We start from the raw sequence: 13,554 nt of genomic DNA on the forward strand, positions 1-13,554 counted from the left end.
CAGAAAGTTAAACACAAAAACACAATAAAAACAGTGCCTTAAACAATGATTTACTGGCGTAATTTGATCTAAATCAATTTCTTTCCAATGCGCCTTTGCTAGTATTTCTTCGTTGATTAATTTTGGGAGTAGTTAGTGTGAAAGCTGGCAACCCGTTCGATTTGCTTTTACCTTCTGAAATGGCCAAGGTTGCTGAAGAAGCTGGCGTCTGTAAAGCAACAAAACATCCCTTCACTACTTTTTTCCTGGCGATCACAGCTGGGGTATTTATTTCCATCGCTTTTGTCTTCTATATCACTGCCACGACCGGGACAGGAGCCGTCCCTTATGGACTGGCCAGATTAGTTGGCGGGATTTGCTTCTCTCTGGGGTTGATGTTGGTGGTGGTATGTGGAGCCGATCTTTTCACCTCGACCGTGCTCACTATGGTTGCGAAGGCCAGTGGCCGCATCACCTGGGCACAGCTTGCCCGTAACTGGCTTAACGTTTATATCGGTAATTTTTTTGGCGCGATGTTCTTTGTCGGGCTGATCTGGTTTGCTGGCCAACATATGGTCGCAAATGGTGCATGGGGGTTAAATGTTCTGCAAACAGCCGATCACAAAATGCACCATACTTTTTTGGAAGCCGTATGCCTTGGTACGCTGGCTAATTTGATGGTGTGCATGGCGGTCTGGATGAGTTATTCCGGTCGCACACTGACAGATAAAATGTTGGCCATGGTGCTACCGGTAGCCATGTTTGTAGCTAGCGGGTTTGAGCACAGCATTGCTAATATGTTTCTTATTCCAATGGCTATCGTCATCAAAGATTTTGCCTCCCCGGAGTTCTGGCAAGCCGCAGGAACAACCGCTGACCACTTTTCGAGCCTGACCACCAGTAATTTCATCATGGATAATCTGATCCCCGTCACCATCGGCAATATTATCGGTGGAGGATTGTTAGTGGGTCTGACGTACTGGGTTATTTATCTGCGCGATGGCGATCATCACTGATTGCATAAAAAGGTTATGTATCCGTTGCCTCTGCTGGCATTGGTGACGAGTACGCAAGAATTCAACGTAATTAAGGTAGGTTCAAATGAGCGAGCACAATGAAAAACAAGCTGCTGCCTGGGATGGCTTCGTACAAGGCGAATGGCAGACCAGCGTTAACGTTCGTGACTTTATCCAGAAGAACTACACACCGTATGAAGGCGATGAAGCATTTCTGAGTGGAGCCACTGAAGCAACCACGGCGCTGTGGGATAAAGTGATGGAAGGCATTAAGCTTGAAAACCGCACCCACGCCCCCGTAGATTTTGATACCGATGTTGCAGCCACCATCACCTCTCATGACGCGGGCTACATCAATAAAAAACTGGAAACCATCGTCGGTCTACAAACAGAAGCACCGTTGAAACGCGCTCTTATTCCGTTTGGCGGCATCAAAATGGTAGAGGGTTCCTGTAAAGTTTACGGTCGTGAGTTAGATCCGGGCCTGAAAAAAATCTTCACGGAATACCGTAAAACTCATAATCAGGGCGTGTTCGACGTTTACACACCGGATATCCTGCGCTGCCGTAAATCTGGAGTGTTAACCGGTTTGCCAGATGCATACGGTCGTGGCCGCATTATCGGCGACTACCGTCGTGTCGCGCTGTACGGTATCGACTTTCTGATGAAAGACAAATTCGCCCAGTTTGCCTCTTTGCAGAGCGATATGGAAAATGGCGTCAACCTGGAAGCGACTATTCGCCTGCGTGAAGAAATTGCCGACCAGCATCACGCTCTACAGCAAATTAAAGCAATGGCAGCGAAATATGGCTGTGATATTTCTGCGCCTGCGGTTACCGCTCAGGAAGCCGTTCAGTGGACCTATTTCGGCTATCTGGCGGCGGTTAAATCGCAGAATGGTGCAGCGATGTCCTTTGGGCGTGTATCAACCTTCCTGGATGTGTACATTGAACGCGACCTGAAGGCAGGTAAAATTACCGAGCAGCAGGCACAGGAACTGATTGACCATCTGGTGATGAAACTCCGCATGGTCCGCTTCCTGCGTACACCGGAATACGATGAACTGTTCTCTGGCGATCCAATTTGGGCGACTGAATCACTGGCAGGAATGGGGGTGGATGGTCGCACACTGGTGACCAAAACCAGTTTCCGCTTCCTGAACACGCTCTACACTATGGGCCCTTCTCCTGAGCCAAACATGACTATTCTGTGGTCTGAAAAACTGCCACAGAACTTTAAGAAATATGCGGCAAAAGTTTCTATTGATACTTCTTCTGTCCAATATGAAAACGATGATCTGATGAGGCCAGACTTTAACAACGATGATTATGCCATCGCATGCTGCGTTAGCCCGATGATCGTTGGTAAACAGATGCAGTTCTTCGGTGCCCGTGCCAACCTGGCAAAAACCATGTTGTATGCCATCAATGGCGGCATCGACGAAAAACTGAAAATGCAGGTTGGCCCAAAAGACGCCCCAATGATGGACGACGTGCTGGACTATGACAAAGTCATGGAGCGCATGGATCACTTTATGGACTGGCTGGCAAAACAGTATGTCACCGCACTCAACATCATCCACTATATGCATGATAAATATAGCTACGAAGCTGCACTGATGGCACTTCACGATCGGGATGTCTACCGTACTATGGCCTGCGGGATCGCCGGACTTTCGGTAGCGGCTGACTCACTGTCGGCGATCAAATACGCGAAAGTATCCCCGGTCCGCGATGAAGATGGCCTGGCCATCGATTTTAAAATCGACGGTGAATATCCGCAGTTTGGTAATAACGATGCTCGCGTGGATGACATTGCCTGCGATCTGGTTGAACGTTTCATGAAGAAAATTCAGAAGCTTCAGACCTATCGTAATGCAATACCAACGCAGTCAGTGCTGACGATTACCTCCAATGTGGTGTACGGTAAGAAAACTGGCAACACGCCTGATGGTCGTCGCGCTGGCGCACCATTTGGACCCGGAGCGAACCCAATGCATGGCCGCGATCAGAAAGGGGCCGTCGCCTCACTGACTTCCGTTGCAAAACTGCCGTTTGCTTATGCCAAAGACGGTATATCTTATACCTTCTCAATCGTACCCAATGCGCTGGGTAAAGATGATGACGTGCGTAAAACCAACCTTGCCGGCCTGATGGATGGCTATTTCCATCACGAAGCCAGTATCGAAGGCGGTCAGCACCTGAACGTTAACGTAATGAACCGTGAGATGCTGTTGGATGCAATGGATAATCCTGAGAAATATCCTCAACTGACAATTCGTGTATCTGGCTACGCCGTTCGGTTTAATTCTTTGACCAAAGAACAGCAGAAGGATGTCATTACCCGCACCTTCACGCAGACAATGTGAATATTCTGCCCCCCCGAGATTTAAGGCCCCTTTCAGGGGCCTTTTTATCAGTCTTATTTGTCAGAAATCTCTTTGATTTCTTCAGGTTTCTGACAAAAAAGACTTAACGTAGCTAAAGACTGCGTATCTGCCAAAAGGCAGATTTTGATCGTGGAGAATACATCGCAATGTCAGTTAAAGGCCGTATCCATTCGTTTGAATCCTGCGGGACCGTTGATGGCCCCGGTATCCGCTTTATTACCTTCTTCCAGGGCTGCCTGATGCGTTGCCTCTACTGTCACAACCGCGACACCTGGGACACGCACGGTGGCAGAGAGGTCACCGTCGAAGAATTGATGAAAGATGTGGTGTCCTATCGCCACTTTATGAACGCTTCCGGTGGCGGTGTGACGGCATCAGGTGGCGAAGCCCTGTTACAGGCGGGTTTTGTCCGCGACTGGTTCCGTGCCTGCCATGCAGAAGGGATAGATACCTGTCTGGACACCAATGGCTTTGTGCGCCGTTACGATCCGGTCATTGATGAATTACTTGAGGTTACCGATCTGGTGATGCTGGATCTGAAACAGATGAACGACGATATTCATCAGATCCTTGTTGGTGTTTCCAACCACCGGACGCTTGAATTTGCCCGTTATCTTGCAAAGAAAAAAGTGCGGACATGGATCCGTTACGTGGTGGTTCCCGGCTACTCTGATGATGATAATTCCGCTCACCGTTTGGGTGAATTCACCCGTGATATGGGCAATGTGGAAAAAATTGAACTGCTACCGTACCACGAGCTGGGTAAACATAAATGGGTTGCGATGGGCTATGAATATAAACTGGATAATACCCATCCCCCCAGCACCGAAACAATGAATCGGATAAAAAACATCCTGGCAGGCTACGGCCACAAAGTAATGTACTGAAGGTAAAGAAAGACGCTGATATCGGCTCCCTGCAAGGCTAATCACACCGCGCCTTTTTAAGCATGTGCAATCGGGGTAACGTGATGATCGGCTTTACGCAGCAGCATAATCAGGTAAACCAACGATACTATGGCAATCATCACAAACAGCACACGGTCGGAATAATCCTGCATCAGTACCGAGGTCATTGCAGGCCCCGCAAGACTTCCAATAGTGTAACTCAGTAACAGCGCCTGATTCATCGCAACCAGTTGATGATGATTAACTTTCTCACAGGCCCATGACATTGCAACGGGATAAAGGGTAAAGCCCGCACCTCCAAGAACAAACAGTGCCGGTGCCATTGCTGCATTGCTCAGCATCGCGAGTGCACCGATGATAACCACAAAAACCTGTACCCGCAGTACCAGCAGACGACCATAACGGTCAGCCAGACGCCCAACCGGCCACTGACCGACGATGCCTGAACTGACCAACAACGCCATCCAGTAACCGACCGTAGCGTCACTCATTCCCTGATGAGAAAGATAGAGCGGCATCAAACCATATAGTGAACCCAGCAGAATGCCGGAAATGATACAGCCGTTGATTCCCAGCCGTGCGCTACGTAAGCGTAGCATTGGCCATATACGTCCCGGGGCGGCCTCTTCATCATTGTCTTTCGCAGTGACGTTGGTGAACACCAGCGGCAGGATCGCCACCACCACCAACGCTGTCACCCACGGAATGACCTGCATCAGTTCGGTGGAAACCTTGCTGACCAGCAGCTGTCCGCTTACCGTTCCGAGGTAGTAGACGATCATATAGGCAGCAAGCAACTGGCCACGGTTACGCAATGTGCCATTGCAAAGCAACGCACTTTCCACCACCACCCATATCAGCGCACAGCCAATACCGGCAATAAATCGCCACGCAGACCATGCCCATAATCCGCTTTCAAAACCCAGCGCCACGGTACCCAGTGCAAAAATAACCGAGGCAATATAATAACTACGGTTGAAACCAAAACGTTTGATAAATCCGCCAGCCAGTAATGTACCGACCAGGTTGCCGCTATACCATGAGGAGCTGACCATACCAACCTGCCAGGTTGGCAGTGAATTATGGGTAAGCCAGAGGGGCACCAGGGTGTTAAGCACGGCAATAGAGATTGTCAGCAGCAGCAGGCCGCACAGAAGCGCAATTACGGGTCGGGACCAGCTAGACATAACAGGAAACTACCAAGCGGCAGGAAGAGTGAGCGAATGATGCCAGTAAAGAAATTATTGTCAATGGGTGGTAAATCAGCCACCGCACGATTTGTCAGACAGCGATTTAATTTTTTTATCTGCAATCGCCAGACTGCGTGATATTACGCTGGCAAATAAAACATATGTTTTTGAAAAAAATATCTTTTTTATAATTTCGCCACGTTAATCGATTAGTTTTATAACTAATGATAGTTTCTGGTTAGCGGATTATTTTTGCCATATAACCACCGGTTTCCCCGGCGGAAAGACAAAACCTGCTGGTATATAACCAGCAGGTCTCAACAGACGATTAGCCGATAAATTCAAGGCCTTTCATATAGGGGCGCAGCACTTCCGGTACGGCGATCCGACCATCAGCCTGCTGATAGTTTTCCAGCACCGCAACCAGCGCACGTCCTACCGCCAGGCCTGAACCATTGAGCGTGTGGACCAGACGTGGCTTTTTCTCCGTTTTACTGCGGCAACGGGCCTGCATACGACGGGCCTGAAAATCTCCCATATTTGAGCAGGAAGAGATTTCGCGATAGGTATCCTGTGCCGGTAACCACACTTCCAGATCGTAAGTTTTGCTGGAACCAAAGCCCATATCTCCCGTGCACAGTAATACTTTGCGGTAAGGCAATTGCAGCAATTGCAGTACTTTTTCTGCATGACCCACCAACTCTTCCAGCGCCTGCATGGAGTCTTCAGGGCGGGTTATATGCACCATTTCAACTTTATCAAACTGGTGCATACGGATCAGACCACGGGTATCACGCCCATAGGCACCCGCTTCAGAGCGGAAGCAGGGCGTATGCGCCGTAAATTTTAACGGCAGAGATTCTTCTTCAAGAATTTCATCGCGGACCATATTGGTCAGCGGTACTTCCGACGTGGGTATCAGCGCATAATCACTGCTGGATGCTTGCTCTTCAAGAGGGCGGGTATGGAACAGATCTTCACCAAATTTAGGTAGCTGTCCGGTTCCATAAAGAGAGGCGTGATTAACCAGATAAGGCACGTAAGTTTCCAGATAGCCATGCTGCTCACTGTGCAGATCCAGCATAAACTGACTCAGTGCGCGGTGCATCAGGGCAATTTGTCCCTGCATAACCACAAACCGGGAGCCAGTCAGTTTGGCACCCATTGCGAAATCCAGCCCGCTGGCCATTTCACCCAGTTCAACATGATCACGTACAGGAAAATCAAATTTACGGGGTTCACCCCAGCGACTGACTTCAAGATTTTCACTGTCGTCTTTGCCCTGAGGTACTTCATCAGCAGGAATATTAGGGATCGCCAGTGCCACATCACGGATCTCGTTCTGCAACCTGTCCAGTTCCGTTTTAGCCGCTTCCAGACGTTCGCCCAGCGCGTTCACTTCCTGACGCAGCGGCTCGATATCTTCTCCACGCGCTTTGGCCTGACCGATAGTTTTGGAACGGGAATTACGTTCGGCCTGAAGGGTTTCCGTTTCAACCTGCAAAACCTTGCGACGTTCTTCCTGCAATCGCAACGTTTCAACATCCAGCTTAAAGCCCCGTCGTGCCAGTTTTTCAGCGACTGCGTCTGGCTCATTACGCAGCAGATTGGGATCGAGCATGCTTGTCCTGTGATTAATATATTGAAGTAATAAGAGGGTGCATACGGTATGCGAATGCGTTGAATTTATTGCTAACCTTACCGCAACGCTGTTATCTGCGATAGCGTTTTATCGGGCTATTATGATCCTGTTCCGCAAGCCAGGCCAGCTTTTCGCCAATCTTCCCTTCCAGCCCACGCGAGGTGGGTTGATAGTAACGCGTTTGCGCCATTGGTGACGGGAAATAATCTTCGCCTGCGGCGTACGCATTTGGCTCATCATGGGCATAGCGGTACTCTTCTCCCAGCCCCATTTCCTTCATCAGTGTGGTTGGCGCATTACGAAGATGTTCCGGTACATCATAATCCGGCTTGTCACGTGCATCGCGCATTGCTGCCTTGAAAGCGATATAGACCGCATTACTTTTCGGCGCACAGGCCAGATAAACAATTGCCTGTGCAATAGCCCTCTCACCTTCTGCGGGACCCACCCGGGTAAAACAATCCCACGCCGCGATAGCAACCTGCATAGCCCGCGGATCGGCATTGCCCACATCCTCTGAGGCAATAGCCAGTAGCCGACGTGCCACGTATAAGGGGTCACCGCCTGCGGTAATAATCCGGGCATACCAGTACAGAGCAGCATCAGGGGCTGAACCGCGGACAGACTTATGGAGTGCCGAAATCAAATCGTAATAACGATCGCCCTTATTATCGAATCTGGCACTGCGTTCTCCCGACACTTCATTTAGCAGTTGCAGCGTCAGCTCACGGCATCCATTGCTGTCCACTTCGGCCATGTCGGCCATCATTTCCAACGTGTTGAGCGCCCGGCGGCCGTCTCCATTGACCAGCCCGGCAAGCGCCCTGCGTGTTTCATCAGGCAACCGAATATTTTCATTGCCGTAGCCACGATCCACGTCTTTCATCGCCTGCACCAACACAGTTTCTATATCGTCGCTGGTCAACGATTTCAACAGGTAAACACGGGCACGGGATAGCAAGGCGGAGTTCAGCTCAAAGGACGGATTTTCAGTAGTGGCGCCAATAAACGTGACAGTGCCATCTTCAATATGTGGTAAAAATGCATCCTGCTGACTTTTGTTGAATCGGTGTACTTCATCAACAAACAGAATGGTTCGACGGCCTGCATGGCGGTTTTGCCTGGCTCGCTCAATGGCTTCACGGATCTCTTTCACACCGGATGTCACTGCCGAGAGCTTTTCCACATCGGCCTGACCATGGTGAGCAATGATCCCGGCCAGCGTGGTTTTTCCCGTACCCGGAGGTCCCCACAAAATCATCGAATGTAGCTGCCCAGCCTCTATCGCCCGTGGCAGGGGTTTACCGGCTGCCAGCAAATGCTGTTGCCCAACATACTCTGCCAGGGTACGTGGCCGCATCCTGGCGGCCAGCGGCTGAAAACTGTTGTGGGAGAAATCCAGTGACAGATTCACACACTAACCTCACTGACGTTGATCGTCCACCGTGACGCCTTTTGGCGGCGTAAACTGAAATTTATCGGCACTCACCGCACCATTTTGCTGACTCTTCAACGCATAGCTACTGCGCTGGCCGTCCTGCTCTACCGCGCTGAACTGATGGATGGTGCCGCTGGTTGACACATTAATGGTAAATTGTTTCAGATTGCCATCGGCCGATTTTGGCGTCAGTTCAAAACTGTCGCCCTGCTGCCGAATGTTGTACTGCTTCCAGTCACTGTTTTGATTACGGGCAATCAGCATAAATGGCGTATTGCTGGTGGCATCCTTCAGCCAGGTTGCGCTGGCCTGTTCAACAAACGGATTATAGAACCACAGCGTTTTACCATCGGATATCAGAATACTTTCATCCGGGGCTGTCATATGCCAGTTGAACAGGTCAGGACGCTTGACCCACAGTTCACCCTCACCTTCCTGTACCGACTGGCCACTGGCATCGGTCACTTTCTGAGTAAAGCTGGCGTGGAAGCTTTTCACTTTATCCAGACGCTGTTGCAGGTCGGAAGAGGCATCAGCCAGCACGCTGGTGGAAGTAAATGCCGCCAGCAGGCAGCAGGAGAGCATTATTTTTTTCATTACGGCATCCTTATTGAAAACTTTTATATCCCTGAGAGCAGGGAAGCTAACGTGGATAACTGTAGCCTGAACAGCACAATAGCAACAGGAGATTACCCTGAATGCAGCCAGCACCTCTGTTGAAATATGGCAGTTAAGCCGAAAAACTCAACGGGCCGGTCACCCCGGCCCGTTTTAACGGTCGAACGGCTTTGTCATTACATCTCGTGAGGCGGGGGGGAAAGCACTTCCCGGTTACCATTATGGCCCGGCGAAGAGACAATACCCTGCGCTTCCATTTGTTCAATAATGCGTGCCGCGCGGTTATAACCAATGCGGAACTGGCGTTGCACACCGGAAATTGACGCCCGACGCTTTTCAACAACGAAGGCCACCGCCTGATCGAACAAGGGATCAAGCTCTTCATCACCCTCAAGTCCCGCACCACCACCTTCACTCTCTTCACCGGCGGTAATGCTGTCAATGTACTGGGGACGTCCACGCGCCTTCCAGTCCTGCACCACGGCATGAACCTCTTGATCACGAACAAAGGCCCCATGGACGCGAACCGGCATTGAAGAGTTTGGCGGCATATAAAGCATATCGCCCATCCCTAATAAGGATTCCGCGCCGCCCTGATCGAGGATGGTACGGGAATCAATTTTACTCGATACGGTGAAGGCAATACGGGTGGGAATATTAGCCTTGATCAGGCCAGTAATCACATCCACTGACGGACGCTGAGTTGCCAGAACCAGATGAATACCTGCCGCCCTTGCTTTCTGTGCCAGACGGGCAATCAGCTCTTCCACTTTTTTACCAACCGCCATCATCAGATCGGCAAACTCATCAACCAGCACCACAATGTACGGCAGCTTTTCCAGCACAGGAGGTGTGCTGTCCATGCTGTCGCCAGGCTTCCAGAATGGATCGGGGATGGGCCGTCCCATTGCGTCCGCCTGAGCAATTTTTTCATTGTAGCCTGCAAGGTTACGAACACCGAGTGCGGACATCAGCTTATAGCGTCGCTCCATTTCGCCAACGCTCCAGCGCAGCGCATTGGCGGCGTCTTTCATGTCGGTAACTACTTCAGTAAGCAGGTGTGGAATGCCTTCATAAACTGACAGCTCAAGCATTTTTGGATCGATCATGATAAAACGCACATCTTCCGGCGTCGCTTTGTAGAGCATGCTGATGATCATTGCGTTCACGCCCACTGACTTACCGGAGCCAGTAGTACCCGCCACCAATAAATGCGGCATTTTTGCCAAATCAGCCACCACCGGCTGGCCAGCAATATCTTTACCAAGCACAACTGATAGTGGGGAAGGATTGTCGCGGAACTTGTCACACTCCAGCACTTCACGCATGTAGACGGTCTGACGATGTTTGTTAGGGAGTTCCAGTCCTACATAAGGCTTGCCGGGGATCACCTCAACAACACGAACCGCAACGGCAGAGAGTGAACGAGCCAGATCGCGGGACAGATTAGAAATACGCGCGGCCTTAACACCGGGAGCCAGATCCAGTTCGAAACGGGTAATAACCGGACCGGGAGAGATCCCTACCACCTCGGCTTTCACCCGATAATCAGCCAGCCGTGCTTCCACCAGACGTGCGGTTTGCTCCAGTGCAAACATATCCACCGGCTCGGCTTCTGCCGGAGGAGCACTCAGCAAATCAAGCGTAGGCAGCGGTGTGGTGGGTTTTTCCAGTGGCTGTTCATGGCGCACCAGGAAAGGATGGAACAGGCTATCGGCAACGGGCTGTGCAGGTTCTTCAGACCGCGGAGCGGAAACCGGGGACGGCGGCTGAACCGCCGGTATTTGCGGTGTTGGTACAGCAGGCTGGTGCTGCTGCCACGGAGCCTCTTGCAAGACGTCAGCATCAGATACTAACGATGGCGTAAACAGCGGCTCACCCGGGCCATCATCAACCAGATCGTCAATGGGGGAAAAATCAAAAGCCCCTGTTGTGTCCAGACGGAAAGTCGGGCCATCATCCTGGCTGTCAGCATGGTGATAACGCTGTTGCTGTTGTGTCGCAAACTGGCGAGCCAACTCCGCCTGCTCCAGCGCTTCGGCATCATCACTGGCTAAATCTTCACCGTAACGCACCTGTTGCTGAGCAAGAAATGCCTCGCGCAACTGCGACTGTTCCCGTGCCTCGGCGTCTTCATCGTCTGAGGTCACTGTGTGTGGCTGGATATTCTCCAAACGCTTTTCATCTTCTCTGGCCTTCTCTTCTGCCATTCGCTGCGAAGGTAATTTAATTCCCCACGAGGCCAGCTCCCGCCGCGTAGGAAGCTTGACCGGATTTGGACGCGGCAATTCAGGACCAATTCCCTGCTTCACCTGGGTGTTCACTGATTCACTGGTGGCAGTAAAGCCCGGCATAAATGGCGTTTCGGCTGTAGCTGCATCGCTGTTAATTCCACCGTTTTTCACATCAGAAGGTTGCGAAACGGTTGGGGATGAAAAATCAAACGCTGAAGAAGCATCACGCCAGTCTTCCCTTTTCTGAACATCATCCACATTATTTAATGGCACAGACGGCGCTGGCGTTTCATCCGGCAGGGTGAAACGGTAAAGTTCAGGCGTCTTTTCCTCATGAGTAACCGACGCAGCCTGATGTGGTTGAGAAACGGCCTGAGGGAAGTGGGGTTCCGCTGACAATGCCGCCGCCGAAACAGCGGGTATGGCCGGCGCAACGTGTCTTGCAGCAAACGACGCTGGCGACGGGGTTGCAGCAGAGGCGTCGTCAGTAGTTGCAGCAACGGCAGGGAGGTTGACCAAAGGATCGTTCTCTTCGCTGCGTTGCTTTTCATCGTGCCATACTTTTTTCGATGCAGACAGCAGCACATCATTGTCATCGTCATCGTCGCGAGCGTGCTGCGCAAGCGTCGCAGCAGAAAACGCCACGTGCTGTTCTTCTTCATGTTCATCTTGCTGATATTTATCTTCCTGCCAGCGTTCATCCTGACGCGAACGATTACTGGCAAAGGTCAGTAGCCCCATCACCACACCGCCGATTTTCTCAGCGATAGTTAACCACGACCAGCCAGTGTAGAGGGTAAGACCTGCCGCCCAGATAAACAGCAAGGTCAGCGTTCCGCCAGCACCACTGAACCAGGTTGACATGGCATTACTCAGCAAACTACCAATGACACCGCCGGAGGCAAAATACCAGATATCATCCGCATTCAGCGCAGCCATACCACAGGTAGTCACTACCAGTGCCAGAACCCCTATCAGACGCAAGGCTACGGCAAAGTAGTCGATATAATCCTGCGTATGCCGCTGACGGAAAGCGATCCAGCACAGGCCAAGAATGACTGGAGGTATGGCATAGGCCATCACACCAAAAATGAAAAACAGCGTGTCCGCGAGCCAGGCCCCTACTCCCCCCCCCAAATTATGGATAGGTTCGTGCCATGCAGTCTGTGACCAGCTGGGATCGGATGGGTTGAAGCTCACCAGCGCCACCATCAGATAGACGGCGAGCAGAGCAACAATAATCAGTACGGCTTCAAGCAGACGCCGTCTGTTACTGAGCGGTTGTAACGAAACTTCTTTATCTTCTGTGTATTCCTGGCTCAAGCGCATCTCCAGGTGCCTGTAAACAATGAAGGCAACAGCGTCGGACTAACCCGACGCTGGACCTGTATGAATTCACAGGAGTGTACCGAAATCTTCCAGGTTTTGCACCTGCTGTCTGTTACCGGGTTTTAATGACCAGCCGGTTGCTTTGCTTCACTTCTTCCATCACGACATAAGTCCGCGTATCGTTCACACCCGGCAGGCGTAGCAAGGTTTCACCGAGCAGCTTACGGTAAGCTGACATATCAGGAACGCGCGTTTTCAACAAATAATCGAAATCACCTGAAACAAGATGACACTCTTGAGTTTCCTCAAGTTTTTGTACCGCAGCGTTAAATTGTTCAAACACATCTGGCGCGCCTCGATTCAGAGTAATCTCAACGAATACCAGTAGCGAAGCATCCAGATAATGTGGATTCAGTTGGGCAGTGTAGCCAAGGATAAATCCCTGACGTTCAAGACGACGAACACGCTCAAGGCATGGCGTCGGTGATAATCCCACCCGCTTGGAGAGTTCAACATTAGAGATACGTCCATCCTTCTGTAATTCATTCAGGATGTTACGATCAATTCTATCGAGATCTTTACCAGGCCGTTTTTTATTGTCTACCATTATTATTGTCTCTCTTAATACCTTCCCTTTACCTGCCATTCCCTGCTCAAGTTCTATTTTCACAGAGATGTTCTAAGTGAAGTCTGAAGTCTGCTGCGATATTAAAACGCCCATCCGTATGAAGCATGTTGTCTGTCCACACCATGCTTCATTACCAATGCAGACCGGGTAGATCCGACCAAAAGTACAAAATCAGCGAGTTAA

At 50.8% G+C, this 13,554-nt stretch carries 9 protein-coding genes; 3 read left to right on the forward strand and 6 right to left on the reverse strand.

Annotation, left to right across the window (positions count from 1 at the left end; translation table 11 throughout):
• Window positions 1–137: 137 nt before the first annotated feature.
• From focA to pflA, 3 genes are all read left to right on the forward strand, one after another.
• Window positions 138–995 carry a formate transporter FocA gene (gene focA, locus EB241_RS10355; RefSeq protein WP_124233101.1) on the forward strand — a complete coding sequence of 286 codons (858 nt, stop codon included), beginning with the start codon at window positions 138–140 and terminating at the stop codon, window positions 993–995.
• 85 nt (window positions 996–1,080) lie between these two features.
• Complete coding sequence (gene pflB / locus EB241_RS10360) at window positions 1,081–3,363, forward strand: formate C-acetyltransferase (protein ID WP_124233102.1); 2,283 nt, start codon at window positions 1,081–1,083, stop codon at window positions 3,361–3,363.
• 167 nt (window positions 3,364–3,530) lie between these two features.
• The gene (gene pflA, locus EB241_RS10365; RefSeq protein WP_124233103.1) at window positions 3,531–4,271 is read left to right on the forward strand and encodes a pyruvate formate lyase 1-activating protein; all 741 of its coding nucleotides are present in this window, start codon (window positions 3,531–3,533) and stop codon (window positions 4,269–4,271) included.
• A 56-nt stretch (window positions 4,272–4,327) separates the two neighbouring features.
• On the opposite strand, the gene EB241_RS10370 is transcribed toward pflA, so the two are convergent.
• The 6 genes from EB241_RS10370 to lrp form a co-directional block, all read right to left on the reverse strand.
• Entirely contained in the window at window positions 4,328–5,479 is a 1,152-nt protein-coding gene (locus EB241_RS10370) for an MFS transporter (RefSeq protein ID WP_124233104.1), read from the reverse strand.
• Between the two features lie 331 nt (window positions 5,480–5,810).
• Window positions 5,811–7,103, reverse strand: coding sequence for a serine--tRNA ligase (gene serS, locus EB241_RS10375; RefSeq protein WP_124233105.1), 1,293 nt, complete (start codon window positions 7,101–7,103; stop codon window positions 5,811–5,813).
• Window positions 7,104–7,194: 91 nt separating this feature from the next.
• Window positions 7,195–8,484 (reverse strand): replication-associated recombination protein A, encoded by a 1,290-nt coding sequence (locus EB241_RS10380; RefSeq protein ID WP_124233237.1) that lies wholly within the window; start codon window positions 8,482–8,484, stop codon window positions 7,195–7,197.
• 63 nt (window positions 8,485–8,547) lie between these two features.
• On the reverse strand, window positions 8,548–9,159 hold the full coding sequence (gene lolA, locus EB241_RS10385) for an outer membrane lipoprotein chaperone LolA (RefSeq protein ID WP_124233106.1): 612 nt from the start codon (window positions 9,157–9,159) through the stop codon (window positions 8,548–8,550).
• Between the two features lie 197 nt (window positions 9,160–9,356).
• On the reverse strand, window positions 9,357–12,737 hold the full coding sequence (locus EB241_RS10390) for a DNA translocase FtsK 4TM domain-containing protein (RefSeq protein WP_124233107.1): 3,381 nt from the start codon (window positions 12,735–12,737) through the stop codon (window positions 9,357–9,359).
• A gap of 118 nt (window positions 12,738–12,855) precedes the next feature.
• On the reverse strand, window positions 12,856–13,350 hold the full coding sequence (lrp, locus tag EB241_RS10395; protein ID WP_006118610.1) for a leucine-responsive transcriptional regulator Lrp: 495 nt from the start codon (window positions 13,348–13,350) through the stop codon (window positions 12,856–12,858).
• Window positions 13,351–13,554: the final 204 nt, after the last annotated feature.

Source organism: Erwinia psidii, assembly GCF_003846135.1.
Lineage (GTDB): Bacteria > Pseudomonadota > Gammaproteobacteria > Enterobacterales > Enterobacteriaceae > Erwinia > Erwinia psidii.